Source organism: Mesorhizobium hunchu (assembly GCF_040081975.1).
Taxonomy (GTDB): Bacteria; Pseudomonadota; Alphaproteobacteria; order Rhizobiales; family Rhizobiaceae; genus Mesorhizobium; species Mesorhizobium hunchu.
Genome location: NZ_JBEBMG010000002.1, coordinates 1 through 24,998 on the forward strand (window position 1 = coordinate 1; position 24,998 = coordinate 24,998).

Sequence of the window (24,998 nt, forward strand, 5' to 3'; positions counted from 1 at the left end):
CTTCAACAGCACCTCGCGCTCGATCAGCGCCTCGCGCACCAGCCGGAACTCGTAATATTCGAGATAGCGCAGCCCCCCGTGCACCAGCTTGCCCGAGCGCGACGACGTCCCTTCGGCCAGGTCCCCCTTCTCGGCCAGCACAACCGACAACCCACGCCCCGCCGCATCCCGCGCAAGACCAGCACCGTTGATCCCACCGCCGATCACAAACAGATCGACCATCCCGGCTTGCGCGCCCATCCCGCCTCCTCACGGCGCCGTCCCGCAAGGGGTCGCCGAATTCCTGCTTTTTTGCCTTGATATTTTTATCAACATGTGAAATTTTTTTCAATCGAAAGCTGGAGGAAGTTTTCCGACCTGGGGATCGCCCCGACTATCGAGGCGATCGACGGAAAACGTGACTGGGAGGTCCGACATGCCGATCAAAGCTATTTCGACGAAGTGAGCCGCTCCCGGAGGCGGCGGCGTCATGCGGCTCCTTGGCGGGAGCGCCGTGCATCGTCGTCATGCCTTCACATGCGGGAGAAAGAATGCGCCAGCCGCCGTGCGGCGTTTTCAAATGACGATGTCAGCGCCGCGTGAAGCGGCAGAGGTTCACGACGTTCCATGACGCGAATAGTGCAGATATCCGACACCCATCTCAGTCCTGGAAAGCGGCATTTCCATGCGAACTGGCAGCCGCTCGTCGATTGGCTGAAGGCCAGTGGCGCGGATTTGATCGTCCACACCGGCGACGTCACCGTGGATGGCGCCGATGTCGAGGAAGACATGCGCTATTGCGCCGAGATGATGGACAGCATCGGCATCCCTTATCTCGCGGTTCCCGGCAATCACGACGTCGGCGAGCCGAAGCATAGGCACCAGCCGGTAAACGTGCAGCGGCTCGACAGGTGGCGCCGCCATTTCGGTCCGGACTGGTGGTACCGCGACATAGAGAACTGGCGCCTGATCGGCCTCGATTCCATGCTGGTGGGAAGCGGCGAGCCGGCGGAAGCGGAGCAGGCCGCATGGCTGGAAACCGTCATGCAGGAAGCGTCCGGGCGCCGGATCGGCTGGTTCACCCACCGCCCGCTCTTCATCGGCGAGCCGACCGAGGGCGACGTGGGTTACTGGGCGCCGACGCCGGAGCCGCGTGCGCGCCTGCTCGACATGGCGCGCCGCCATGACGTGGCGTTCGTGGCCAGCGGCCACCTGCACAAGCTGCACGATCGCCAGATCGACGGCGTCAGGTATCTGTGGGGGCCGGCGTCCGGCTTCCTGGTCGGCGCGACGCTGCAACCCGAAGGCATGGCCGGAGAGGCCCGTCTCGGCGCGCTCGTGTATGAATTCTCCGGATCGGACTACACGGTGCGGCCCAGCGAGATTCCCGGTCTTTCCCCCTTCTTCATCGATGATGTCGTGCATGAGGTCTACCCGCCGCGGTAGCGCCTCGACCCGATTGTTCGCGAAACGGAGCAACCACAAGTGGCTGCAGTAGACATAAAGAACCTCTCGAAGTCGTTCGGAGCCCACAAGGTTCTCAAGGACATCAACCTTTCCATCAAGGATGGCGAGTTCCTGACCCTCGTTGGCCCGTCCGGCTGCGGAAAATCGACGCTCATCCGCATCATCGCCGGTCTGGAGCCGCAGAGCTCGGGTTCGATCCTCGTCGACGGCGCGCCCATCGACCATTTGCGGCCGCACGAGCGGCGCATTGCCATGGTGTTCCAGAGCTATGCCCTCTACCCGCACATGTCCGTCTTCAACAACATCGCCCTTCCCCTGACGATGACCGGGCTCAGCCTGTATGAGCGCCTGCCCCTCATCCGCCTGCTGTCGCCCCGCCGCCGCAGGGTCATGCAGGAGATCGGCAAGGAGGTCAGGGCCATCGCGTCCCAGCTCCAGATCGAGCCGCTGCTGGAGCGCAAGCCGGCGCAGCTCTCGGGCGGCCAGCGCCAGCGCGTCGCGCTCGGCCGGGCCATGGTGCGCCAGCCCGCCGCCTTCCTGATGGACGAGCCGTTGTCGAACCTCGATGCCAAGCTGCGCGTCCACATGCGCAGCGAACTGGCGGAACTCCACCAGAGACTTGGCGCGACATTCGTCTACGTCACCCACGACCAGGTCGAGGCGATGACCATGTCCAGCCGGGTGGCGATGATGGAAGGCGGCGATATCCTTCAGCTCGGCACGCCGGACGAACTCTACGAGAGACCCGCCAACATCCAGGTCGCCCAGTTCATCGGCAGCCCGACGATCAACCTGATTCCCGCGACCGTGGGTGCCGGCGGACGGCTGGAACTGCTCGGAAAATCGCTGCCGATCGACACCGGCCTCGAGGCCGGCGAGAAGGCGACGATCGGCGTCCGCCCGGAAATGATCCTGCCCGGCGCGACAGCCCGCCAATCGCCGGACCAGGTCTCGCTTGCGGCGACGCTGCGGCGCAGCGAGCATCTCGGCTCGGAAAAGATCCTGCATTTCGACGTTCCGTCGCTGCCCGGGACTTCGGTGACCTCGCGCATCGGCGCAGGCGTGCCCGACGCCGAGGTCGAGAACACCGAACTCCTGTTCAACCCCTCGGCATGCCATGTCTTCGACGCTGCCGGGAACCGGGTGGACGCACAATCCCAAGGCGCATCCTCCGCTGCCCCCAAGGGCAAGCTGCGTCTTGCCGAAGGAGCACGCGCATCATGAGCGTGACGGCCGTCTCCGCTCCGATCGCCCGCCCCGGCGCCCGGCAGGCATTCATCGAGAGGCTGGTCGCCGGCGGCTTCGCGCTGCCCGCCCTGCTGCTCCTGGTCCTGACGATCCTCGTGCCGCTCGGCGTGCTCGCCTATCTCAGCTTCACCGACTACGAACTCGGCGACGTGGGCCTCCACTATGTCGGGCTGCAGAACATCACCGCCGCGCTGACCGATCCGGAATTCCGCCGCGCGCTCAAGAATACGCTCCTCTATGTCGCGATCGTGCTGCCCGGATCGGTGATCCTGTCGCTGTTGGTCGCCGTCCTCGTCCACCGCCGCAAACGCACCCGCTCGCTCTACGAGATCATCTACTTCCTGCCGGTGACATCGACCTTCATCGCCATGGCGACGGTGTGGCAGTTCCTGCTTCACCCCAGCCTCGGCCCGGTCAGCGCGGTGCTGCGCTGGCTCGGCATCGGCGAAATCGCCTTCCTCAGCAATCCTTCGCTGGCGCTGCCGACGCTCGCCGTGATCGGCATCTGGCAACTGGTCGGCTTCAACATGATCCTGTTCCTGGCGGGTCTCTCCACCATTCCCAAGGATCTCTACGAAGCTGCCGAAATCGACGGCTGCGGCGGCGAGATCGATCGGTTCCTGACGATCACATGGCCGCTGCTGGGCCCGACGACCATGTTCGTCATCGTCACCAGTTCGATCACCGCCTTCAAGGTCTTCGACACGGTGGCGGTGCTGACCCACGGCGGTCCGGTGGGGTCGACCGAGGTCCTGCTCTACAAGGTCTATCTCGAAGGCTTCCAGTACTTCCGCATGGCCTATGCGTCGGTGCTCACCTTCATCTTCCTCATCTTCATTCTGGTCTTCTCGATCCTCCAGACCGTCGTCATGGACCGCAGGGTGCATTACTGATGACCGACACAAGCATCACCGCTCCCGCGATCGCGGGCACACCGAAGACGCCGGCGGGATCTGCCGGCCGGCGCTTCGCCTCGCTGTTCATCACCCATGCCATCCTGATCACCGGCGCGGCGTTCATTCTCCTGCCGTTCCTGTGGATGCTGGTGACCTCGATCAAGCCGCCGGACGAGGTCTTCAACGCCCAGCTCAGGATATGGCCGAAGCATTTCTACGGCTTCGAGAACTATGCGATGGCGCTGACCAGCGCGCCGCTGCTGCGCTTCGCGCTCAACGGCATCATCGTGTGCGGCGGCATCCTGATCATCCAGCTTCTCACCGCCATTCCCTGCGCCTACGCGCTGGCCAAGCTGAAGTTCCCGGGCCGCAACCTGCTCTTCGTGCTCGTCCTGCTCGGCCTGTGCGTGCCCGAGCAGGTGCCGGCGCTGCCCATCTACATCGCTCTCGCGAAGATGGACCTGCTCAACACCTACTTCGCCATGATGGTGCCGTTCTTCCTCTCCGTCTTCGCGATCTTCCTGTTCAGGCAGTTCTTCCGGTCCTTTCCCGACGACATCATCCACGCCGCGCGGCTCGACGGGATGAGCGAATTCGAGATCGTGTGGCGCATCGTTACGCCCAGCGCCATGCCGGCGATCGCCGCCTTCGCGGTGTTCTCCTTCGTCGCGCACTGGAACGATCTCTATTGGCCGCTGATCGTCATATCCGACGTCAACCTGGCGCCGCCGCCGCTCGGCATGATGTTCTTCTCGGACGCCGAGGCCGGCACGAATTACGGCGCGCTGACGGCCGCCGCGACGATCCTGACCGCGCCTCTGCTGCTCGCGTTCCTGTTCGCACGCCGCCGCTTCATCGAGGGCATCACGATGACCGGCGTGAAATAAAACTGACAACTGGCGCGGCTAGAAGCCCGGTCGCGCCGGTCCCCCATACCTTCGGGGGCAAGGCGGCATCATCGCCTCAAGACCATCGGGCAAATCGCATGACCAACCGGAGGAAAGCCTGAATGAAATTCCTGTCAAAAATCATCGCGGCCTCGGCCGCATTGCTGGGAGCGGCGTCGACGGCGCTTGCCCAGTCCCCCGTGACGCTCGATGTCTACTACGCGTTCCCGGCCTTCGCGAAGTTCCATGAGCCGCTGGCCGCGGAATTCATGAAGGAACATCCCGACATCAAGATCCAGTTCCGCGCGCCGGCCGCCAGCTACGACGAAGGCCACCAGGCGATGCTGCGGGCCTCGATCACCAACAACCTGCCCGACGTCTATTATTCGGGCTATCACGTCCTGCACGAACTGGTCGGCAAGCTGAAGGCGCGCGACCAGATCATGGACCTCGGTCCGCTGATGGACGCCGAGCCGAAGGAATGGCGCGACGCCAACTACGCCGACAACATTCTCGACCTCGGCCGGGTGGACGGCAAGCTCTACGGGCTGGCCTTCAACGCCTCCATGCCGATCATGTTCTACAATGCCGACCTGGTCAAAAAGGCCGGCGGCGATCCCGACAACATGCCGACCGACTGGCCGGGCATCATGGAACTCGCCAAGAAGATCAAGGCCACCGGCCCCGGCATAGCCGGTCTCGCCTACAACATCCATGACTGGCCCGACGAATGGCTCTGGGACGCCATGCTGATGCAGGGCGGCGGCGAACTGACCAAGGACGGCAAGGTCGCGTTCGGCGACGAGCACGGCAAGAAGGCGCTGGAATATTTCCGCAGCTTCGTCACCGACGCCGGCATGCCGCTGATCGACTGGGACCAGTCGCGCCAGGCTTTCATCGCCGGGCAGATCGGCCTCTTCTTCGACACGCCGGCCCGCCTCAGCCAGGACACCGAACTGATCGGCGACCGCTTCAAGCTGCGCACCGCCGTCTTCCCGGTCGACGACAAGGAGAAGGGCGGCCTGCCGACCGGCGGCAACGCGGCGGTGATCACCGCCTCCGACCCGGCCAAGCAGAAGGCTGCCTGGGAGTTCCTCAAATTCGTCACCGGCCCCAAGGCGCAGGAGCAGGTCGTCAAGATGAGCGGCTACCTGCCGACCAACAAGGCCGCCACCGGCGCCGACTATCTCGGCCCGTTCTACGAGGCGGACCCGAACTACGCCACCGTGGCCAAGCAGATGGCGATGTCGCGTCCATGGCCCGGCTATTCGGCCGGCAACACGGTCCGCATCTGGCGCACGCAGCGCGAGATCATCAGCAAGGTGATGAGCGGCGACGTGTCGATCAAGGACGGTCTCGACAGCCTCGTTTCCGAAACCCAGGCGCTCATGAAATAAGGCGCCATGCCATGCGCGCCGGCCCGATTGCGGCCGGCGCGCCTCCTCAGGGCGGCGCCGGTGCGGCGCCCTTCTTTTGTCAGCCTTTCGTTCATCCAGCCGGACGCCCCCGATGCTCATTGCCCAGATCAGCGATTTCCATATCCGACCCGACGGTCAGATGGCCTATGAGGGCCTCGAGACCAACACCATGACCCGACGCGCCATCGCGACGGTCGCGGCCCTCGATCCGGCGCCCGATTGCGTGCTCGTCACCGGCGACCTCGCTGATTGCGGCCGCCCGGAGGAGTACGCGCTGGTCGCCGACATGCTGTCCGCGCTGCCCATGCCGGTCTTCGTCATCCCCGGCAACCACGACCGGCGCGAGACGATGCGCGACGTGATGGCGCCGAAATTTCCCTATCTGCGCCAGTCGCCGGACTTCCTGCACTATACGGTCGAGGACTTTCCGGTCCGGCTGATCGGGTTGGACACGGTGCAGTCCGGAGAGGACGGTGGGGCGATCTGCGCCCGGCGCGAGGCCTGGCTCGGCGAGCGGCTCGCCGAGGGTGACGGCCGTCCGACTTTCGTTTTCATGCACCATCCGCCCTTTCCGGTCGGCGTCCACGGCATGGACATCATGATGTGCGCGGTCGGCGACGGCTTTCGCGACATGGTCAAGGCTCATGCCGAGATCGAGCGTGTGGCCTGCGGGCATTATCATCGACCCATCACCACGCGCTTTGCCGGCACGGTCGGTTTCGTCGCGCCGGGCGTTGCGCACCAGGTGGCCCTCGACCTGCGTCCGGGCGAGCCCAACCGCTTCATCTTCGAGCCGCCGGCCTTCGCGCTGCATGCCTGGTCGCCGCAAACCGGAATCGTCTCTCACATCGCCCCGATCGGCGATTTCGGCCCCGCCCGCGATTTCGTCACCGACGTCGACTACCCCGGAAAGAACGAGAAATGAGCAGCTATCAGGAAATTCTGGACTCTGCCGATGCCATCGCCCGCAAGGCCGCGGCGACGCTGATGTCCATGCGCGACCAGCGCCTCGATGTCACCCGCAAGGAAGGGCTGGACATTGTCACCGCGGCCGATCTCGCCTCCGAGCGCATCGTCATCGATGGCCTGCGCGCGCTGACGCCGCAGGCGTCCATCCTGTCCGAGGAGGCCGGCACGACGGGAACGCCGGGCGAAAGCCGCTGGATCGTCGACCCGCTCGACGGCACCATCAACTACGCGTCCGGCCTGCCGTGGTTCTCCGTCACCCTGGCTTATCAGGAACAGGGCGCGACCAGGGTCGGCCTGACCGTCGCGCCCGCCGCCGGATTCGAGGCGCGGTACACCAGCGACGGGATCGCCACCGTCAACGGCAGGCCGGCGAAGGTCTCGGCCACGGCAAGGCTGGCCGACGCGGTGATTGCCGTCGTCCTGACGTCTCATTTCTCAGCCGAAGAGGTGGCGCGCACGGCCGAGATCATCCGACGCCTCGGCATCGGCGCGCGCGGCGTACGGGTGATCGTCTCCGGCGCCTTCGAATATTCGACCGTCGCCGCCGGCCAGCTTGACGCGGCGGTCTCGATCAAGGCCGACATCGTGTCCTACGCCGCCGCCATGCCGCTGCTGCGGGCGGCGGGAGGAAAGGTCACCACGCTTTCGGGCGCCGACTCCGTGGACGAGGACACGCAGAAGATCGGCTCGAACGGGCTTATTCACGACGAATTGCTTGAAGCGCTGCGGGACCTGTGATTATCGGTCCGCAAACGGAGAGAGCATGACGGACGGACTGATCATATTCGACTGCGACGGCGTGCTGGTCGACAGCGAACCGCTGGCGGCGCTCGCCTACCAGCGGGTCTATTCGAAGCACGGCATGGAACTCGACCCGCAGGCTGTCCTGCAATGCGTCGGCATGAAGCAGGCCGATATCCTGGAACGCATCAGGCTCACGACCGGCCATCATCTCGAAGAGCATCAGACCGCGGGCCTGTGGGACGAGGTGAAGGTGCTCTTCACCGAAAGGCTGCAGCCGATGGCTGGCCTCAAGCCGTTCCTCGAACGGCTGCCCAATCCCCGCTGCGTCGCCTCGTCCTCCTCGCTGGAGCGGATCCACCACAGCCTGTCGGTCACCGGGCTCGCGCCGTATTTCGGCGAGAACATATTTTCCTCTTCCATGGTCGCGCGCGGAAAGCCGGCGCCGGATATTTTCCTGTTCGCGGCGGAACGGATGGGTGCCGACCCGAAGCACTGTGCCGTCATCGAGGATTCGCCTTTCGGCGTGCAGGGCGCGGTCGCCGCCGGCATGGCGGCCATCGGCTTCATCGGTGGCGGCCATACCTATCCGGGCCATGCCGAAAAACTGCGTGCGGCCGGCGCCGGAACCGTATGCGCGACCTGGGACGAAGTCGAGGGCGAACTCTCTCGCCTGGATTTGATCGCGCCCGTCTCGGCGTAGATTTCAGGTCCGGCGGAAGCCATCCGGGTTTCCCCGCCGCCTCGGCGCCTATGCACAGGAGATGGTAGGTCTCCGCAAGGTCAGCACGGATTCACCGGCGGCAGGCCGGCGATATAGCGGCGCACTTCCTCGGCGCTTTTTTCGGCCGCGAACGTCACCGTGCGGACCGATGCGCCCGCCACATGCGGGGTCAGCGTCACGTTGGGAAGCTTGAGCAGGGGCCAGTCCGTCGGAACGGGCTCGACGGCGAAGGTATCGAGCATGGCGCCGCCGAGCCTGCCAGACGACAGCGCCGCATAGAGCGCGTCGTAGTCGACCAGCGGTCCCCTGGCGGTGTTCACCAGAAGCGCGTCCGGCTTCATCGCCGCCAGCGCCGCCTCGTCGATGATGTGGCGGGTTTCCTCGGTGACGCGCGGATGCAGGGTGACGACATCGGCCTCGGCGAGCAGTTGGTCCAGCGGCACCAGCGAAACGCCGGCCTGCCGATCCTCTTCCGACAGTTGCACATAGGGGTCCGCAACCAGTATGCGGCAGCCGAACGCCCTCAACAGGCGCACGACGCGGGTTCCGATCGCGCCATAGCCGACGACGCCGACCGTCATCTCGTTCAGTTCGCGGCCGGTCCTGTCGGCGCGGTAGAGGTCGCCGCGCCAATCGCCACGGCGCAGCGCCTCGTGGCCGAGCCGGATAAGGCGCGTCTCGGCCAGGATGGCGCCGATGGTGAATTCGGCCACGGCGCTGGCGTTGCGGCCCGGTACATTGACAAGGCGGATAGCTTTTTTCTTCGCTGCGGCCACGTCGACATTGACGGGGCCGCCGCGCGAAACGGCGACCATCTTCAACGCGGGCAGGCGCTCGATCATCGACGCCGAAAGCGGCGCGAGATGCGTCACCAGTATCTCCGCGTCGCCAACGAAGTCCACCACGTCGTCGGCCGTCCCGAAATACTCCTTGAGCCCATCCATCCCGGCCACCGAATAGCCATGCTCCATCGGCTCGTCAGGCCAGGCGTCCTCGCGCGTGCGGATGTCGTGTCCCGGTCCGCATGCCTTGTCGATCTCCGTGCGAAAGACCTCCGGCAGCATGAACCGGTCCCCGATGATCGCAATCCTTCGCGCTGTCGTCATGCTTCTATCCCGATGTTCAGATGGATTTGCGCGCGCTGGCAAGCGACCGCCAGACCGGGCGCAGGGCCGTGCGCGCCTCAACATAGGCGTCGAAGACCTTGCCGTATCGCTGCGCCAGGGCGGTGTCCGGATCCTCGACCTCGCCGAGCATGGGATCGACCCATTCGGCGGCGCATTCGTCCATGCTGGCATAGTGTCCGGTGGAGACGGCGGCGATCATCGCCGCACCCGCGGCGCCCGCTTCGACCCTGCGGCTGGTCCTCGTGCGCGCGCCCAGAACCGCGCCCAGCATGGCGCGAAGCGCCGGACTTTTCGCCGCTCCGCCTGTCAGGCGGATTTCCTGCGGCAGCGGACCCATCGCCGCGTAGCAGTCGCGCACCGCGAAGGCGAGGCCTTCGAGCACCGACCGGACGAGATCGCCGAAGCCGTGCTGCTGGGAGATGCCGACGAAGCCGGCCCGCGCATTGCCGTCGACGAAAGGCCCGCGTTCGCCGGCCTCGGAAATGTAGGGCTGGTAGAGCAGGGCGCCGGGCGAAGCCGCCGTGACCCAGCCGTCGATCAGTCCGATCAGGTCGTCGTGGCCGCGTTCGATCCCCTGCGTCCGCAGAATGTCGGAAGCCAGCGACAGCACCCAGTCGATGTTCAGCGTGGCGGCCAGGCTGGACTGCATCTGCGCAAAGACGCCTGGCGCCGGCATGCACATCGTGTAGCCGGTGGCGTCGTCGTTCAGCTCGACCTGATCGGCGGACAGGACCAGCCGCATGTTCATGCCCGTGGAGCCTATGATGGTGCATCCGGGCGTCGCCCGGCGGTCGAACAGGCCCGCGCCCAGCGCCGTGCACACGACGTCGATATAGCCGAGCGCCACCGGCGTGCCGGCTTTCAGCCCGGTCGCAGCGGCGGCTTCCGGTGAAAGTCCGGCATTTTGCCTGGTGCCGTCGACGATCGGCGGCAGCAGGGAACGCATGCCCTCCAGCCCGAGCAGGCCGACGACCTCGTCGTCATAGGCGCGACGGCGGAAATCCCCGAAAGTAAAGCAGCCCTCGGAAGGATCGGTGGCGCGGCTGCCGGTCAACTTGAAATAGAGCCAGTCCTTGCAATGGAAGGCGGTGGCGGCGCCCTTCAGGCGCTCCGGCATGTGCCGGCCGATATGCGCGAGTTGCGCGCCCTGCTGGCAGGCGGCAAGGCCGGTCGCGGTTTTCTCGAAGCGCGCCCGGTCGTCCGGCGATGCCCGTATCTCCTCGACCGTGGGAGCCGCACGAGCGTCGAGCCAAAGCCATGCCGGGCCGACAGGCTCTCCTTCGCCGTCGATCAGCCAGGTGCCGTCGCCCTGTCCGGTTACCGCCACCGCGACCGTCCGCCGCGCGAGGTCGGGAACTTTTTCGGCGAGCTGGCGCAGCGAGGCGGCGGTATCGGCCCATGTGCGGCCGAGATCCTGTTCCGCGCCACCGCCGGGCAGGATTTCATATGTGTTGGGAAGCGCCACGGACGCGATCTGCCGGCCTCCGGCGTCGAACGCCACGGACTTGATGATCGATGTTCCCGCGTCTATCCCGATGATGATCGTGTCCGCCATGTCTCCTCCCGTCCCTCCAAGCGCGGCCGTGGGGAGGTTTTTACCCCAGGCAACCGCCAGCGTCCTTCGCTATCGCGCGATCGGCCGGTTCCGCGCATCGACGCAAGCGCCGCGGCGTCCTCGATCCGCCGCCGGCCGGACTATTCTTATATGAAAAATTTATCGCCTCATGCAAAAAATTTCAAACATAGCCGTCGCTTTGTCAAGGCACTGCGTGGCCGCGCTCACCGAAATCAACGGCAAGCAGCGCCGTCGGCTGAAAGCGAGTTGAAAGCTAGCCTGCCGTATCGTCACGATGCGGTTCCCGGCAGGAGGATGTCGGGTTGCCAGCGTGCAGCCGCGTCGGCCGCGCCAAAGGCGCCGTTTAAAAGTGGAGGAAACCTGTGACCCGACCCGTAATCCGTTCGGCGCTTTCCGCGCTGGTTCTCGCAATCGCAATCGGTGCTCCCGCCGCCAGGGCGGCGGACAAGCTGACGATCATCGTCGGCGGCATGGAAAAGCAGATCTATCTGCCGGCAGTGCTCACCCAGCAACTCGGCTATTTCAAGGATGAGGGGCTCGACGTCGAGCTTCTCAACACCAAGGCCGGCGTCGAGGCCGAGAACGAGCTTCTCGCCGGCGCCGTGCAGGGTGTCGTCGGCTTCTACGACCATACCGTCGATCTCCAGTCGAAGGGCAAATACATCGAATCGATCGTCCAGTTCAGCCAGGCGCCCGGCGAAGTGGAACTGGTGTCCGCGCAGCATCCCGAGATGAAGTCGCCGGCCGACTTCAAGGGCAAGACGCTCGGCGTCACCGGCCTTGGCTCCTCGACCGACTTCCTGACGCAGTATCTCGCCGTTCGCGCTGGCCTCAAGGCGGGCGACTATACGCTGCTGCCGGTCGGCGCCGGCAACACCTTCATCGCTGCCATCAAGCAGGACCAGATCCAGGCCGGCATGACGACCGAGCCGACCATCGCGCGCCTGCTCAAGACCGGGGAAGCGAAGGTGCTGGTCGACATGCGCACCCCCGAACTGACCAAGCAGGCGCTGGGCGGCCTCTATCCGGCTGCCTCTTTCTACGTCCAGTCGAGCTGGCTGGAGAATCACAAGGACGAGGCGCAGAAGCTCGCCAACGCCATGGTCAGGACCATGCACTATATCGCCACCCACTCCGCCGAGGAGATCGCGGAGAAGATGCCGAAGGACTACTACGCCGGCGACAAGGACCTTTACGTGCAGGGTCTGGCCGGCGGCAAGGCGATGTTCACGCCTGACGGGCGCATGCCCGAGGGCGGCCCCGAAACGGTTCTCAAGGTGCAGGCCACCTTCTCCAAGACCGTCAAGGGCAAGGAGATCGATCTGTCCAAGACCTACACGACCGAGTTCGTCGACGCGGCGAACAAGAAGCTCACTTCGAACTGAGAGCAGGAGCGCGCAGGTCCGGCCTCGGCCGGGCCTGTTGCCCCTGAAATCCTGCTGCCGAGGCTTCGAAGCCCGCCATCCAGCCGCGGGCCGGCGATTCCGTCCGGCGACGGCCTCGTGCCCTTCAACGGAGAGTCCAATGAACACGCACAACGCGGCGGCGCGAAAGGTGTCGCCGAATGTCGCCGCAAATGACGCGGCCATTCTCATAGACGACGTCACGCTGCGTTTCACCACGCCGGACGGCAACACCATGACGGCGATCCGCGATTTCACCATGACGGTCGCGCGCGGCGAATTCGCCTGCGTCGTCGGCCCGACAGGCTGCGGCAAGTCCACCACGCTCAACCTCGTGACGAGCCTGCTGAGGCCGACGACCGGCGAGGTTCGCGTGATGGGCCAGCCCGTCACCGGCATCAGCCGCGACATCGGTTTCGTCTTCCAGGCCGATGCGCTGTTTCCCTGGCGCAACGTCATCGAAAACGTTGCGGCTGGCCCCCTCTATCGCGGTGTCGGCAGGAAGGAAGCTCACGACCGCGCGCGCGAATGGATCGGTCGCGTCGGTCTGGCGCGCTTCGAGCAGCACTATCCGCACCAGCTTTCGGGCGGCATGCGCAAGCGCGTCGCGCTGGCGCAGACGTTCATCAACCAGCCGAAGATCCTGCTGATGGACGAACCTTTCAGCGCGTTGGACATACAGACGCGCACACTCATGCAGGATGAACTGCTGGGCCTATGGTCGGAGCTCAAGGCCTCGGTGGTCTTCGTCACGCACGATCTGGAAGAGGCGATCGCGCTCGCCGACAAGGTCTACGTGCTCACCGCCGGCCCGGGCACGGTCAAGAGCGTCTACCGGATCGACCTGCGGCGCCCACGCGTCATGGCCGACATCCGCTACGATCCGCAATTCGTCGAGATCGCAAGGGTCATCTGGAACGATCTGCGCGAAGAAGTGCAGATCGGCCAGAGCCGCGCGCTCGAGACCGGGCACTGAGGAGGGTCCCATGTCCGCAACGTCCTTGACAGAAACCGCGACATCCCGCGAGGCGCTGATCGCCTCGGCGGAAAGAAGCGCCAGGGCGCGCGCGCGCAAGCGCTACACGCTCGTCGTCACACTCCGTCTCGTGCTCCTCGCCGTCTTCCTCGGCCTGTGGGAACTGGGCGCCGACACCGGCGTGATCGATCCATTCTTCTTCTCCAGTCCCTCCGGGATCGCCGGGCAGATCTGGGCCTGGATCACCGAAGGCACCTCGCAGGGGCCGCTGTGGCAGCAGATCCTCGTCACGCTGGAGGAAACCTTCCTCGGCTTCTTCATCGGCGCGCTGGCCGGCATCGTGGCCGGCATCGTGCTTGGCCGCAACCGGCTGCTCGCCGACGTCTTCTCGATCTACATCAAGATCGCCAACTCGGTGCCGCGAGTCGTGCTCGGGTCGGTGTTCATCATCGCGCTTGGCCTGGGCATGCCGTCCAAGGTGGCGCTGGCCTTCGTCATGGTTTTCTTCGTTGTCTTCGGGAACGCTTTCCAGGGCGTCAGGGAAGCCGACCGCGCCATGATCGCCAATGCCCAGATCCTCGGCGCTTCGCCGATGCAGATCACGCGCACGGTCATCATCCCCTCGGCCCTGAGCTGGATTCTGGCCAGCCTTCACGTCAGCTTCGGCTTCGCCCTCGTCGGTGCGGTGGTCGGGGAATTCCTCGGCGCCAGGCAGGGAATGGGCCTGCTCATCTCGACCGCCCAGGGCGCCTTCAACGCCAACGGCGTGTTCGCCGCGATGATCATACTGGCGGTCATGGCCCTGGCCGTGGAGTTCGTGATCACGCAGGTCGAGAACCGCCTCGTGAAGTGGCGGCCGCAGCCCTTCAGCGGCCAGGACCACTGAGCGCGGCGGGCGACGAAGAACGCTTCCTGACACGTCTCAGAGGCAGCACGACGCTGACCACGAGCCCAGCGGAAACGCCCTCGGACAAGGTCACCTGCCCGGAGGCGTTTTCGACCACCTCGCGCACGATGGCCAGGCCCAGGCCGCTGCCTTCCACGCCGTCCTGCGCCATGCGGTAGAAGCGCTCGAAGACATGTTCCCGCTCGGCCTCGGGAATGCCGGGGCCGTCGTCGGCGACGGTGAGCGCCGCCCTGCCGTCTCGCTCCGCGACCTCGACCGTGACGTTGCCGTTAGGCCGCCCGTGGCGCAGCGCGTTGTCGACCAGGTTCACGATCATTTCACCCAGCATCGTCCTGTCGCCGGTCACCAGGACGGGACCCTCCGCCTCGAGACCGAGGTCGATACCGCGATCCACGGCGACCGGGGCAAGGCGCTCCAGCACCTCGCGGCAGGCGTCGGTCAGATCGATCTCGTCGGACCGCGGGCGGCGGCTTCCCGGCTCGGCGCGCGACAGGGTCAGAAGCTGTTCGGCCAGACGCGCCAGCCGCCGCGTGCTTGCCTGAATGGCCGTCAACGCCTCCTCGCGGCTTTGCACGCTCATCTCGCGCTGGGCATAGGCGGTCTGGGTGGCGAGCAGGGCGAGCGGCGTTCGCAACTGGTGCGCCGCGTTGGCGACGAAACGGCGCTGCGCCGCCATCTGGGCTCGAACGCGGTCCATATAGCCGTTCAGGGCTTCGATCAGGGGCCGGATCTCGGTTTGCGCCTCCGGCACGGAGACGGGTTCCAGCTCGACGTTGCCACGCGACCGGACGATGTCGCGCAGCCGCAGGAGAGGTTCCAGTCCCCGGCGAAGGCCGATCAGGACGAAGAAGCCGGCGATGAGGACCAGCGCGGCCTGCTGCGCAAATGCGGACAGCCACAAGCGGCGCACCATGGCGTTGCGGCCTTCCAGCGTCACGCCGACCGTCACCAGGACAGGCGAATCCGCGCCTGCCCCAACCACCGGGTGCGAAAAGCTGCGCAGCCGCAACTTCTGCCCGCGAAACGCCTTCTCCGTGCCTGTTGTGCCCGGCACGGCCGGCAATTCCGGATATCCCGACAAAAGCCGGCCGCCCGAGGTCTGGACCCGGTAGTAGACGCTGTCGCGGTCGCCGGTGTCGAACATCTCGATGGCAGCCGGCGGAACCGTCGCATCGATGATGCCGCCGGACGCCGTCACCTGTTCGGCGATGGCCCGTGCGGATCCGAGCAGCATCCGGTCGGTCACCAGGTTCGCCGTCTCCACCGCATTGTGCCGGCTCGTCCACAGATTGACCGCGGCCAGGCCGACGAGCGGCACGACCACCCAGGACAACAGATGGAGCCGCAGGCTTTTGAAGCGCGGAATGCGGGCGAGGGGGCGCCACCCTTCCGCGGCTTCCCGAGGCGCCTGCCCTCTATCCATCGCCGTCATCCCTGCGCGCGCAGGAGATAGCCGAGGCCGCGCAGCGTGGTGATCTGGACCCCGGCGCCCTCGAGCTTCTTCCTGAGGCGATGGACGTGGATCTCGATCGCGCTCGGATCGACGTCGGTGTCGAAATCGTAGATCGCCGCCGACAGCGCCGTCTTGCTGACGGTGTGCCCGGCTTTCAGGAAAAGCTGTTCCAGAACGGCGTGCTCGCGCGGGCTGAGCGGCAGGGCGGCGTCGCCGAGGCGGAAAAGGCGCGTGTTGCTGTCGAAATAGAGATCGCCGCAGCGGCTGACAGGCTCCTTGCGGTTGTTCACCCGCCGCAATTGCGCCCGGATCCTGGCTTCCAGTTCCTCGATCTCGAACGGCTTGGCAAGATAGTCGTCCGCCCCTTCGTTCAGGCCGCGAACACGGTTGTCGAGGCTCGCATTAGCGGTGAGCACGATCACCGGGACGGGATTGCGCGCGGCCCTGAGACGTTTCAGGACGTCGAGGCCGCTCATCTTCGGCAACGCAATGTCGAGGATGACAAGCGCGTGTTCGTCAAGCGACAGCGCGTGTTCCGCATCTTCGCCATCGAAGACGACGTCGACCGTGTACTGGGCCTGGCGCAGGGTGCGGGCAAGCCACTCCGCGAGTTCCCTGTTGTCCTCCACAAGCAACAGCCGCATGTCCGTTCACCGCCACCCGTATCTGGCAAACCGCTGTTAAGCTTATCGCCCATGTCTCGCCACCGGTCAAAGCAGCGGCCGGTTGCAATTGCCGGCGGTTCGGCGCGATTGCGCCTCGCGCGCGCGAAGACGGGCAGGGGCCCCTGCTTTCCACGTTCGCGGGCGCGACCAAGGAATTGCTGGAGGCGCTCATCGTCAATCCGTGTCGAGCGCAAGCGCCGTGCTCGCGGTCCATACGCGCGCCGCGCCACATCTTCTCGCGCGCGCAGAGGAGAGCGTCGCCAAAGCGCTCGAGACGCTGCCCGAAGGCTACCGATCTCTGGTCGGCAACGCTAGCCGTCAAGGGCGGCGCGATCGGGCGGTTCGTGGCGCAGGCTCCCTTTCACGGGCGCATGCCGGTCTTCCTCGGAGACGAGACGTCCGACGAGACCGGCTTCGAGGCGGTCAACGAGATGGGCAGCGTGTCAGTACGGGTGAAGGAGCGGGAAGAGACGAGTGCGGCCTTCATGCTTGCGGACGTCAAGGCCGTGATCGGCTGGCTGCAGCACCAGTTCCCGGCCTGACGGTTCTTCGGATGACTGGGCCGCCGCGCAGCCCGGAGGCGTCTGCGTCTTGCCGGTTCGAGTTGCGGCGTTCGCTCACCGCGATTGCCATCGTTTCCTCATTTCTGCACGCCGGAAGCCGATCGCTCCAGCGTTTTGCTGTGGATTCCGGCCGTTGGCATATTGTGGGAATCCTCTGGCGTCGCAATCTCGCCCAATGGTTGCGGCGCATGTTGAACTGGCACTTCTGGAGGAATCGTTCGGCGATGCCGCCGAGTTGCCGCCGCCATTCTCCGACCGGATCGGTTCCGCAGCGGAGAGGACCGGCGGATCGGTGGCGTTCGACATTCGCGTCGACGGCGATTTTGCCATTCAGCGCATGGCGGCGATCGAATATCGTGAGCTGGGAAGTGTCCTGGTCTTGTTGCCGAAACAGGGAGACCATATGCGTTGTGTCGCCGTGGCCGAGGATATCTCATTTCTTGTCGCCGAACTGGCCACCGTCGCCCGCAGGCCGCTGACGGAGCAGGCGTGTTTCGATTTCCGCGGCAAGGCATCGGCCATCCTCTCCTTTCTGAGGAGGACTGAACATTTCTGAACGTTTGTCACCGCACCGCCGTCTGTTCATCGCTTAACGCAGGGAACGGCGGAAATGATCGGCGGTCACAGGCCGGGATTTCGGAAATCCCTAATATTACAAATATTTAATCGAAGCATTCATGGGCCGTTCATGTGGCGGGCACGATCATCGGTCGTGCGTCACCCAAGGCGTTGATAGAAAAATTGGAGTAGAAGATGAAGAAACTCGCCGCCTCCATTATCGTGATGGCCTCTATTGCTTCGGTCGGATACGCATTTGCTCAGGACGAGCAGAAGTCGGACGTGAACCAGGAAACGACCGACATGTCCAAGGACGGCAAAAAGGGAAATCGCGGTCCGATCGACCTGCAGAAGTTTTCCGACATGGACAAGCTCAAGACAGCCGACTCCAACAATGACGGCACGCTTTCACGCGAAGAGATCGAAAACTTCGTCATGAAGCGCATGATCGAGCGGCAGGCCGATCGCATGGAACGCCGCCTCGACGTCAACGGCGACGGCAAGGTGACCCTGGACGAGATCCAGAAGCAGAAAGAAAAGGAGTTTGCCGCGCTCGACAGGAACGATGACGGCAAGCTCGATCGCAAGGAACTGCGCGCCGCCCATCACGCCGGCCCTCACAAGGGCAAGCATGGCGGACATGGAAAGCAGCATCACCGCCAGATGCACAAGCAGTAGGCGATCGTCGGCCTGAAAGCCGCGACGAAAGAGGGGCCATGCGGTTTCGCGCTGCATGGCCCTGTCGCGTTTCGGGGCCGTGACCTCCTCAAGGCAGTGAAGGCGGGTCGGTGGCGTGGCTACGGCGCGGCCTCGACGCGCTCCAATGAGCGCCCGCTCTCGGGATCGAAGAGGTGGATCGTGTCCGGATCGACGGCAAGCCTGCACGGATCGCCTTCGCCGATCGGTGTGCGCGGCGGCAGGCAGGCCACGATCCTTTGACCGGCCGCGCCGCCGAGCCGCAGCGTCGCGACGATCTCTGGGCCGGTCAGTTCGATGACTTCGGCGGTTGTCCCGAGCGTGCTCCCCGAGGTTGAATCGGCGACATGCAGGGCTTCGGGTCGCATGCCGACCGTGACTGCCTGGCCGTCGCCGACCGAGGCCTGGAACGCGACCGGCAGCGGCAGCGACGTGTCGGCATCCGCAAGCACCAGCCGGCCGCCCTTCGCCACGGCGTCGAGCATGTTCATCGGCGGCGCGCCGACGAAGCCCGCGACGTAGCGCGTCGCCGGGCGGTCGTAGATCTCCTTCGGCGTGCCGAGCTGCTCGATGCGGCCGTCGCGCATCACCGCGATGCGGGTTGCCAGCGTCATCGCCTCGACCTGATCGTGCGTCACATAGACGATCGTCGTGTTCAGCATCTGGTGCAGGCGCTTGAGCTCGGTGCGTGTTTCGAGCCGGAGTTTTGCGTCGAGGTTGGAGAGCGGCTCGTCGAACAGGAACAGCCGCGGCTTGCGCACCAGCGCCCGCCCGATCGCCACGCGCTGCCGCTGGCCGCCGGAAAGCTGCGCCGGCTTGCGGTCGAGCAAGGCCTCGATCTGGAGAAGCTTCGCGGCCTCCAGTACTGCCTTTTCACGCTCTGCGGCGGGAACCTTGCGCATTTCCAGCCCGAAGCCGATGTTCCGGCGCACCGTCAGGTTCGGATAGAGCGCGTAGGATTGGAACACCATCGAGATGTCGCGGTTCTTCGGATGCATGCCGACGACGGAGCGGCCGTCGATGAGCACGTCGCCGCTAGTCGGCTCGGCAAGCCCGGCGATGATGTTGAGCAGCGTGGACTTGCCGCAGCCGGACGGCCCGAGCAGCACCAGAAATTCGCCATGCGCCAGCGAAATGTCGATGCCCTTCAGCGTCTCCGTGCGGCCGTAGCTTTTGTGGACGTCGCGGATGTCAAGCGTGCTCATCATGTGCTCCCTGCGGCAGCGAGCCGTAGCTGCGCGGCGATGTCGAGACGGCGCGCGAGGCGATCTGCGTTCCGGCCTCCAGGCACCCCGCCAGCGGCGTTCCATCGGCAAGCGCGGCGAGAAAGGCCGCATTGAACACATCGCCGGCGCCGATCGTATCCACCACCTCGACCCTCGGCGCGGCGGCGCGGGCGGCGTTCCCGTCCGGCCCGATCGCCAGAGCGCCTTCGGCTCCGCATTTGACGACCAGCACGGCCTGCGGCCGCATCATGGCATGAAGGTCGCGGGCCGCATCGAGAGGGTCGCGGCGACCGCTCAGGCCGGCAGCCTCCACCTCGTTGAGTAGGGCACAACCGCAGCGGGAAAGCCAGCCGCGCAGCAGGGCGCGGTTGCGCTCGGTCCAGCCGTCCGGCGGCCAGCCCGTGTCGAGCGCGATGGTGATGTTCCATCGGTCGGCCCAGTCGAAAAGATCGCCGTAACGGGCGGTCAGGTCGTCGGTCAGGAACGCGCCGCCGAGCAGGACGTAGCCGCCGCAGAGCCGTTCGCCGTCGAGCGCCCCCAGCACGTCGTCGAGGCTGAAGCGGGGCAGGTGGCCGCGCGTCGTCAGGAAGGTGCGTTCGCCGTCCGGGTGGGTGATGCCGACCGACAGCGTCGTGCGCTCCGGCCGCACCGCCCAGCGCTCGGCGCGACGGCCGAAGCTGCGCCGCAGCCACTGGCCGAACGCATCCGAGCCCACATTGGCGGCGATCGCGTAGTCGACCCCAAGCGCCTCCCAGGTCAGCGCGCTGTTGCCGGCCTGTCCGCCGACGCGTACCTCATCGTGATCGACCGAGATTTCGGTGCCGGCGGCCGGCCAGGGAGCGACCGGGCCGACGATCAGGTCCACATTGACGTTGCCGATGACGGCCAGCGGCTTCATCATTCGTCCCGCGTGATCTTGGTGGAGCGCACCGGCGTGCCGGCATTGTCGACGCGGCTGTCGGCGAAGGCGATCATGAGCCGCTGCGCGGCCGGCAGCATGGCGAAGACCGCGGCAAGCCCGGAGGCGGGCTGGAAGCGGAGCGTGACGGCGCCCTGTGCCGGGTCGGCGCCGGAGGCGTCGAAGACGACAACCGGCGACCCTGTCTGCGCGACCGCGCTGGCCAGCCCGGCGACGAGATCACCGGTCGGATCGTTACCGCGAAACAGGACGACGCCGACCTTCGGCCCCAGCATCTCCATCGGTCCGTGCCGCAATTGCCCGCCTTCCAGCGCATAGCAGGGCAGACGCGCCAGTTCGGTCAGCCCGAGCGCGATCGTCTCGGCAAGGCCCTGCAGGCGACGGCCCGACGTGACCACGGTGGCGACGCCCTCGAGGGCCGCCAGCGCCGGCGCGATGTCGATCTCCTGCGCCGTCTCCAGCGCATGGATGGCCGGCGCAGCGCCTTCGCCCAGCGCATGGAGGATCGCCAGATGCAGCGCGAAGGTGACGGTCAGGCTGCGGGTGGCGGCGAAGGCGCGCTCGGTGCCGCCCGCGCCGACCAGGCATGGCGCGGTGCGGCCTAGGAAAGACCCGGCTTCCAGCGTCAGCCCGAACACGTCGTCGCGCGCGCCCGTCTCCTTGAACCAGCGCACCACCTCCGCACTTTCGCCGGACTGGGAGGTGACGACGACCGTGCGGCCGTGCAACGACAGCGGCTCGCCGAGTTGCTCCGACAGGGGAATCGCGACCGCATCGATGCCGCACGCCCTGTAGAGCGGCTCGACCGCCCGTCCGACCGCGTGGGAGCCGCCCATGCCCAGAAGCAGCAGCCGGCCGGTCCGTTTCAACGAGGCTGCGAGACGCTCGGCCATCGGCGTCGCCTCATTGAAGGAGGCGAGCGCATCGGCGTTCTGTCTCGCCATTTCCCGGTCGATGGCGACGAGCCCTTCGGGGCGCTGTGTGAGGGCCTGCATGGTCATTCCCGGTTTCACGTTTGCTGTTGTCATCCCTTGACGCCGCCGCTGGTCAGCCCAGAGATCAGCGCGCGCTGCATGACCAGCCCGATCAGCACGGGCGGCAGGGCGGCGAGCACGCCGGCGGTGGCGATCAGCCCGTAATCGGAGACGCGCCCGCCGGCGAGGTCGGCGATGGCGACGGTGAGCGTCTTGGCGCGTTGGTCGGAGGTGAAGAGCAGCGCATAGAAGAATTCGTCCCAGGCGAGCAGGATGGCGAACAGCGCCGAGGTCGCCACCACCGGCGCGGCCAGCGGCAGCGTCAGGATGCGCCAGGTCTGGATCAGGCCCGCGCCGTCGATCATCGCCGCCGCCTCGATCTCGCGCGGAATGGCGTCGAAGCCGGATTTCATCAGCCAGGTCGTGAACGGCGCGAGCAGCGTCAGATAGACCAGCGCCAGCCCGAACACGTTGTTGAGCAGCCCGAAATGGGCGAGCCCCATGAACAGCGGCACCGCCAGCGCCACCGGCGGCAGCATGTAGGTGGCGATGACCATGGAGAGCGACCAGCCGACCGACGGCGTGCGCGACACCGCCCAGCCGGCCGGGATCGCCACCAGCAGCGAGGCGAGCGTGGCCATGCCGGCGACTTCCAGGCTGTTCCTGAGCGAGGCCATGAAGGCGGCGCCGGCACTGTTCTCCGCCGTGGAGAGCAATGTCCGGTAACGCGAGAAATCGGCGACGTGCGGCCACCATTTGAGCGGCTTGGCGGCGAGGTCAGCGGCCGGCGAGATGCTCATGACGAACAGCCAGGCGAGCGGTGCCAGGATGAGCAGAGCGAGCAACAGCGCCGCCGCATGGATGAAGATCGAAAAGGCGAGGCTTCTGCGCTCCATACCTATGCCGCGCTCCCTGCCGCCTTGCGGATCATCACGCCATAGGCGACCGCCAGAACGGTGATCAGCAGCGTGACAATCAGCGCCAGCGAGGCACCGGACCCCGCCCGCTGGAAAGAGAAAGCCTCCTGATAGACGAGGATCGACAGCGTGCGGGTGGAATTGGCCGGTCCGCCGCGCGTCATCACCCAGATGATGTCGAACACCTTGAAGGCCTCGATGGTGCGCAGCACCAGCGCCACCATCAGCGGCCCGGCGAGATAGGGAAGGATGACGAAGCGGAAGCGCGCCAGCGGTCCGGCGCCGTCGACCAGTGCCGCCGCATTCATCTCGCGCGGTACGGCCTGCAGCGCGGCCAGGGCGATCAGCGCCACCAGCGGGAAATTCTTCCAGCAGTCGGCGACGATGATGGCGGCGAGCGCGGTTGCCGGTTCGCCGAGCCACGACCGGTAGCCGTCGATGAGGCCGAGCTGTGTGAGCGCCGCGTTCAGCGCGCCGTATTCGGGATTGTAGATCAGCCGCCACAGCGTCGCGTTGACCACTGTGGGCAGCGCCCAGGGCAGGATCATCAGCGCCCGCACGATCGCCCGGCCGTGGAAATTCTGGTTGAGCAGCAGGGCGGCGGCGACGCCCAGGACCATCTCCGCGGCTACCGAGATCACCGCGAACAGCGCCGTGGTCGTCAGCGTCGAGCGGAAATTGGAGCTCGCCAGCATCCTGGCGTAGTTGTCGATGCCGACGAAATGGCCGCTGGTGCCGACCAGCCGCGCGTCGGTGAAGGAGAGCCTGACCGTGTCGGCGAGCGGCCAGCCGATGACCGCCACCATGACGATGAGCAACGGCAGCATCAAAAGCCAGGCGCGCGTGGTGAGCCAGGTGTTGGTCATGGGGCGTCGATGCAGGCGGATAGGTAGGGAAGAATTTGAGAACCACGCCGACCTCCCGCCGGCTTGGCCCATATCGTCAGCGATCGCCAGGGAACGAGGCTGCCATATATCAATGTTGCCAAGATATCGGCTGTCGCGCACCCCCGCGGCGAGCCACGCGTCTCGCCCGTCCTGCGGACCCCCACAAGGGGGAGGGAGACGCCGACACCACCGTTTTGGCGAAGATCACCAACTTTGATGGGTCGTGGCGCTGCCGCAAAATCCCCCTCCCCCTTGTGGGGAGGGGTTAGGGGTGGGGGTGCGGCGACAGATGAAGGCATACCAAGATGCACCGACATTTGCTGGATGGGGCCAATACAGATCGAAAAACTCCTGCCGACGGCGTAACGCCGTCGGCAGAAAAGTGCTCAATGCGGCTTTACAGCCCGCTGTTCTCGGCGGCTTCCTTGAGCGCGTCTTCGGGCGACTTCTGGCCGAGCAGCGATTCCTGGATCGCCTGCTGCAGCGCGGCCGAAAGCTCCTGGTACTTGGGCGTGGTCGGGCGCGGATACATCGCCGCCAGTCCTTGCTTCGCCGCCGCGATCAGTTCCTCCTGGCCCTTGGTCACGGCCGGATCCTCATAGGACGACGCCCAGATCGGCAGGCTGAGCTTGGCGTACTGGTTCTGCACCTTCTGCGAGGTCATGAAGACGATGTATTTCCAAGCTTCGTCGGGATGCTTGGAGGCCGTGGTGACGCCGAGACCCATCGAGCCGTTGACGGCCGACACCTTGCTCTTGCCCTCGACGCCCGGGGCCGGTACGACGCCGACCTTGCCGGCCACCTTGCTGTCCTTCGGGTCGTTGGCCATGTTGTACATGTAGGTCCAGTTCAGCGCGAAGGCGGCATCGCCGTTCTCGAACACCTTGCGCACGTCCTCCTCCAGGAATTCCTTGGAGTTCGGATTGGTGAGGCCGGACTTGTAGCTGTCGACCATGTATTTCAGCGCGTCCAGCCCGCCGCCGTTCTGGAAGTCCGGCTTGCCGTCCTTGATGAAGTCGCCGCCATAGGCGCTCACCAGCGTGGTATAATCGCAGATCGCGGCTTCCGCCTGCGCCCAGCTCCAGGCGATCGGTTCCTTGACGATGCCCTTGTCCTTGATGATCTTGGCGTCGGCGCTGAGCTCTTCCCAGGTCTTCGGCGGCTCCTTGATGCCGGCCTTCTCGAGCATTTCCTTGTTGTAGAACAGGTATTTGGTGTCGAGGATCCACGGCATGCCGTAATATTTGCCGTCGTACTGGACCGTCGTCCAGGCACCGGGAAGGACGCCCTTCTTCATGTCGTCGGTGATCTTGCCGGAAACGTCGACCAGCACGTTATTGGTGGCGTATTCGGCCGGCCAGATGACGTCGAAGAGAACGACGTCGTAGCCGCCGCCGGAGCCCTGCGCCAGCACCGTCTTGTCGTGCAGGCCCTCATAGGGGACGAATTCCAGGTTGACGCTGATGTCGGGATTGGCCTTCTGGAAGGCCTCCGTCATGGCACGCACGTCGGCCTCGCTATAGGCGGCCTGCGCCATGAACAGCGCGTTGATCTTGGTGTCCGCGAACGCCGCGTGCGGCGCGGCCAGCGCGCCCAGGAAAACCGCTCCGAGAAGTGTCTTGCCGATGGATTTCAACATGCCAGTTCCTCCCATTGTGGCCGCCGCCCGGCGGACCGTTGCCTCTGCCCGGCGTGGTCACACGCCGATTTACGAACCTGCCTTTGCTCGCAGCCGCCGGCGCTTGCCGCTGTGGCCATATCCTCATTAAGTCAAGTCGATTGACTTAATAGTTTTCCATGCTTCTACTGGAGTCAAGAGGGG

The 24,998-nt window shown here is 65.6% G+C and carries 25 protein-coding genes; 14 read left to right on the forward strand and 11 right to left on the reverse strand.

Features of this window, described 5'->3' with window-relative positions; all coding sequences use genetic code 11:
* The coding region (locus ABMA46_RS03570) for an FAD-dependent oxidoreductase (protein ID WP_348997937.1) at positions 1–240 on the reverse strand (240 nt) is incomplete at its 3' end.
* Positions 241–606: 366 nt separating this feature from the next.
* Between ABMA46_RS03570 and ABMA46_RS03575 the strand changes: the two genes are divergently transcribed.
* The 8 genes from ABMA46_RS03575 to ABMA46_RS03610 all read left to right on the forward strand — a co-directional run bounded on the left by ABMA46_RS03575 (position 607) and on the right by ABMA46_RS03610 (position 8,308).
* A complete protein-coding gene (locus ABMA46_RS03575) occupies positions 607–1,425 on the forward strand; it encodes a metallophosphoesterase family protein (protein ID WP_348997938.1) in 819 nt (272 codons plus the stop codon).
* A gap of 39 nt (positions 1,426–1,464) precedes the next feature.
* Positions 1,465–2,670 carry an ABC transporter ATP-binding protein gene (locus ABMA46_RS03580; RefSeq protein WP_348997939.1) on the forward strand — a complete coding sequence of 402 codons (1,206 nt, stop codon included), beginning with the start codon at positions 1,465–1,467 and terminating at the stop codon, positions 2,668–2,670.
* 2 nt (positions 2,671–2,672) lie between these two features.
* Positions 2,673–3,587 (forward strand): carbohydrate ABC transporter permease, encoded by a 915-nt coding sequence (locus ABMA46_RS03585; RefSeq protein ID WP_425475696.1) that lies wholly within the window; start codon positions 2,673–2,675, stop codon positions 3,585–3,587.
* The gene (locus ABMA46_RS03590; RefSeq protein WP_348997941.1) at positions 3,587–4,477 is read left to right on the forward strand and encodes a carbohydrate ABC transporter permease; all 891 of its coding nucleotides are present in this window, start codon (positions 3,587–3,589) and stop codon (positions 4,475–4,477) included. Before ABMA46_RS03585 ends, ABMA46_RS03590 begins: the two co-directional genes overlap by 1 nt.
* 122 nt (positions 4,478–4,599) lie before the next feature.
* Positions 4,600–5,874, forward strand: a complete 1,275-nt coding sequence (locus ABMA46_RS03595; protein WP_348997942.1) for an ABC transporter substrate-binding protein — start codon at positions 4,600–4,602, stop codon at positions 5,872–5,874.
* A 112-nt stretch (positions 5,875–5,986) separates the two neighbouring features.
* Positions 5,987–6,820: a phosphodiesterase gene (locus ABMA46_RS03600; protein ID WP_348997943.1), complete on the forward strand. Its 834-nt coding sequence runs from the start codon at positions 5,987–5,989 to the stop codon at positions 6,818–6,820.
* Positions 6,817–7,602 (forward strand): inositol monophosphatase family protein, encoded by a 786-nt coding sequence (locus ABMA46_RS03605; protein ID WP_348997944.1) that lies wholly within the window; start codon positions 6,817–6,819, stop codon positions 7,600–7,602. Before ABMA46_RS03600 ends, ABMA46_RS03605 begins: the two co-directional genes overlap by 4 nt.
* 25 nt (positions 7,603–7,627) lie before the next feature.
* On the forward strand, positions 7,628–8,308 hold the full coding sequence (locus ABMA46_RS03610) for an HAD family hydrolase (RefSeq protein WP_348997945.1): 681 nt from the start codon (positions 7,628–7,630) through the stop codon (positions 8,306–8,308).
* Between the two features lie 80 nt (positions 8,309–8,388).
* Here ABMA46_RS03610 and ABMA46_RS03615 read toward each other — a convergent pair whose 3' ends face one another.
* Together ABMA46_RS03615 and ABMA46_RS03620 are read right to left on the reverse strand one after the other, a co-directional pair.
* Entirely contained in the window at positions 8,389–9,435 is a 1,047-nt protein-coding gene (locus ABMA46_RS03615; protein ID WP_348997946.1) for a 2-hydroxyacid dehydrogenase, read from the reverse strand.
* Between the two features lie 16 nt (positions 9,436–9,451).
* Positions 9,452–11,011, reverse strand: a complete 1,560-nt coding sequence (locus ABMA46_RS03620) for an FGGY-family carbohydrate kinase (RefSeq protein ID WP_348997947.1) — start codon at positions 11,009–11,011, stop codon at positions 9,452–9,454.
* 383 nt (positions 11,012–11,394) lie between these two features.
* On the opposite strand from ABMA46_RS03620, the gene ABMA46_RS03625 reads away from it, so the two are divergent.
* From ABMA46_RS03625 to ABMA46_RS03635, 3 genes are all read left to right on the forward strand, one after another.
* Positions 11,395–12,417, forward strand: coding sequence for an ABC transporter substrate-binding protein (locus ABMA46_RS03625; RefSeq protein WP_348997948.1), 1,023 nt, complete (start codon positions 11,395–11,397; stop codon positions 12,415–12,417).
* A 139-nt stretch (positions 12,418–12,556) separates the two neighbouring features.
* Positions 12,557–13,411 (forward strand): ABC transporter ATP-binding protein, encoded by an 855-nt coding sequence (locus ABMA46_RS03630; protein ID WP_348997949.1) that lies wholly within the window; start codon positions 12,557–12,559, stop codon positions 13,409–13,411.
* Positions 13,412–13,421: 10 nt separating this feature from the next.
* Entirely contained in the window at positions 13,422–14,297 is an 876-nt protein-coding gene (locus ABMA46_RS03635; protein ID WP_348997950.1) for an ABC transporter permease, read from the forward strand.
* On the opposite strand, the gene ABMA46_RS03640 is transcribed toward ABMA46_RS03635, so the two are convergent.
* Positions 14,278–15,741 carry a sensor histidine kinase gene (locus ABMA46_RS03640; RefSeq protein WP_348997951.1) on the reverse strand — a complete coding sequence of 488 codons (1,464 nt, stop codon included), beginning with the start codon at positions 15,739–15,741 and terminating at the stop codon, positions 14,278–14,280. The genes ABMA46_RS03635 and ABMA46_RS03640 overlap by 20 nt on opposite strands.
* A gap of 5 nt (positions 15,742–15,746) precedes the next feature.
* Entirely contained in the window at positions 15,747–16,415 is a 669-nt protein-coding gene (locus ABMA46_RS03645) for a response regulator (RefSeq protein ID WP_348997952.1), read from the reverse strand.
* Between the two features lie 365 nt (positions 16,416–16,780).
* On the opposite strand from ABMA46_RS03645, the gene ABMA46_RS03650 reads away from it, so the two are divergent.
* The 3 genes from ABMA46_RS03650 (at position 16,781) to ABMA46_RS03660 (ending at position 18,235) form a co-directional block, all read left to right on the forward strand.
* Positions 16,781–16,978 (forward strand): HAD family hydrolase, encoded by a 198-nt coding sequence (locus ABMA46_RS03650; protein WP_348997953.1) that lies wholly within the window; start codon positions 16,781–16,783, stop codon positions 16,976–16,978.
* Positions 16,979–17,174: 196 nt separating this feature from the next.
* On the forward strand, positions 17,175–17,555 hold the full coding sequence (locus ABMA46_RS03655) for a hypothetical protein (RefSeq protein WP_348997954.1): 381 nt from the start codon (positions 17,175–17,177) through the stop codon (positions 17,553–17,555).
* Between the two features lie 197 nt (positions 17,556–17,752).
* Positions 17,753–18,235 (forward strand): EF-hand domain-containing protein, encoded by a 483-nt coding sequence (locus ABMA46_RS03660; protein WP_348997955.1) that lies wholly within the window; start codon positions 17,753–17,755, stop codon positions 18,233–18,235.
* 119 nt (positions 18,236–18,354) lie between these two features.
* Here the strand turns inward: ABMA46_RS03660 and ABMA46_RS03665 are convergent, their stop codons facing one another.
* The 6 genes from ABMA46_RS03665 to ABMA46_RS03690 form a co-directional block, all read right to left on the reverse strand.
* Complete coding sequence (locus ABMA46_RS03665; RefSeq protein WP_348997956.1) at positions 18,355–19,458, reverse strand: ABC transporter ATP-binding protein; 1,104 nt, start codon at positions 19,456–19,458, stop codon at positions 18,355–18,357.
* Complete coding sequence (locus ABMA46_RS03670) at positions 19,445–20,377, reverse strand: carbohydrate kinase family protein (RefSeq protein WP_348998521.1); 933 nt, start codon at positions 20,375–20,377, stop codon at positions 19,445–19,447. Before ABMA46_RS03670 ends, ABMA46_RS03665 begins: the two co-directional genes overlap by 14 nt.
* Entirely contained in the window at positions 20,377–21,399 is a 1,023-nt protein-coding gene (locus ABMA46_RS03675; protein ID WP_348997957.1) for an SIS domain-containing protein, read from the reverse strand. Before ABMA46_RS03675 ends, ABMA46_RS03670 begins: the two co-directional genes overlap by 1 nt.
* A 23-nt stretch (positions 21,400–21,422) precedes the next feature.
* Positions 21,423–22,268: a carbohydrate ABC transporter permease gene (locus ABMA46_RS03680; RefSeq protein WP_348997958.1), complete on the reverse strand. Its 846-nt coding sequence runs from the start codon at positions 22,266–22,268 to the stop codon at positions 21,423–21,425.
* Between the two features lie 2 nt (positions 22,269–22,270).
* Positions 22,271–23,155 carry a carbohydrate ABC transporter permease gene (locus tag ABMA46_RS03685; RefSeq protein WP_348997959.1) on the reverse strand — a complete coding sequence of 295 codons (885 nt, stop codon included), beginning with the start codon at positions 23,153–23,155 and terminating at the stop codon, positions 22,271–22,273.
* Between the two features lie 418 nt (positions 23,156–23,573).
* Entirely contained in the window at positions 23,574–24,815 is a 1,242-nt protein-coding gene (locus tag ABMA46_RS03690; protein ID WP_348997960.1) for an extracellular solute-binding protein, read from the reverse strand.
* Positions 24,816–24,998: the final 183 nt, after the last annotated feature.

Excerpts from the sequence above, each read along its gene's own strand:
- ABMA46_RS03630 (WP_348997949.1), top strand. The coding sequence starts at position 12,557 with ATGAACACGCACAACGCGGCGGCGCGAAAGGTGTCGCCGAATGTCGCC.
- ABMA46_RS03655 (WP_348997954.1), top strand. The coding sequence starts at position 17,175 with ATGGTTGCGGCGCATGTTGAACTGGCACTTCTGGAGGAATCGTTCGGC.
- ABMA46_RS03670 (WP_348998521.1), bottom strand. The coding sequence starts at position 20,377 with ATGAAGCCGCTGGCCGTCATCGGCAACGTCAATGTGGACCTGATCGTC.
- ABMA46_RS03620 (WP_348997947.1), bottom strand. The coding sequence starts at position 11,011 with ATGGCGGACACGATCATCATCGGGATAGACGCGGGAACATCGATCATC.
- ABMA46_RS03575 (WP_348997938.1), top strand. The coding sequence starts at position 607 with ATGACGCGAATAGTGCAGATATCCGACACCCATCTCAGTCCTGGAAAG.
- ABMA46_RS03675 (WP_348997957.1), bottom strand. The coding sequence starts at position 21,399 with ATGACCATGCAGGCCCTCACACAGCGCCCCGAAGGGCTCGTCGCCATC.
- ABMA46_RS03640 (WP_348997951.1), bottom strand. The coding sequence starts at position 15,741 with ATGGATAGAGGGCAGGCGCCTCGGGAAGCCGCGGAAGGGTGGCGCCCC.
- ABMA46_RS03610 (WP_348997945.1), top strand. The coding sequence starts at position 7,628 with ATGACGGACGGACTGATCATATTCGACTGCGACGGCGTGCTGGTCGAC.
- ABMA46_RS03615 (WP_348997946.1), bottom strand. The coding sequence starts at position 9,435 with ATGACGACAGCGCGAAGGATTGCGATCATCGGGGACCGGTTCATGCTG.
- ABMA46_RS03590 (WP_348997941.1), top strand. The coding sequence starts at position 3,587 with ATGACCGACACAAGCATCACCGCTCCCGCGATCGCGGGCACACCGAAG.
- ABMA46_RS03680 (WP_348997958.1), bottom strand. The coding sequence starts at position 22,268 with ATGGAGCGCAGAAGCCTCGCCTTTTCGATCTTCATCCATGCGGCGGCG.
- ABMA46_RS03635 (WP_348997950.1), top strand. The coding sequence starts at position 13,422 with ATGTCCGCAACGTCCTTGACAGAAACCGCGACATCCCGCGAGGCGCTG.
- ABMA46_RS03690 (WP_348997960.1), bottom strand. The coding sequence starts at position 24,815 with ATGTTGAAATCCATCGGCAAGACACTTCTCGGAGCGGTTTTCCTGGGC.
- ABMA46_RS03665 (WP_348997956.1), bottom strand. The coding sequence starts at position 19,458 with ATGAGCACGCTTGACATCCGCGACGTCCACAAAAGCTACGGCCGCACG.
- ABMA46_RS03600 (WP_348997943.1), top strand. The coding sequence starts at position 5,987 with ATGCTCATTGCCCAGATCAGCGATTTCCATATCCGACCCGACGGTCAG.
- ABMA46_RS03685 (WP_348997959.1), bottom strand. The coding sequence starts at position 23,155 with ATGACCAACACCTGGCTCACCACGCGCGCCTGGCTTTTGATGCTGCCG.
- ABMA46_RS03595 (WP_348997942.1), top strand. The coding sequence starts at position 4,600 with ATGAAATTCCTGTCAAAAATCATCGCGGCCTCGGCCGCATTGCTGGGA.
- ABMA46_RS03605 (WP_348997944.1), top strand. The coding sequence starts at position 6,817 with ATGAGCAGCTATCAGGAAATTCTGGACTCTGCCGATGCCATCGCCCGC.
- ABMA46_RS03660 (WP_348997955.1), top strand. The coding sequence starts at position 17,753 with ATGAAGAAACTCGCCGCCTCCATTATCGTGATGGCCTCTATTGCTTCG.
- ABMA46_RS03645 (WP_348997952.1), bottom strand. The coding sequence starts at position 16,415 with ATGCGGCTGTTGCTTGTGGAGGACAACAGGGAACTCGCGGAGTGGCTT.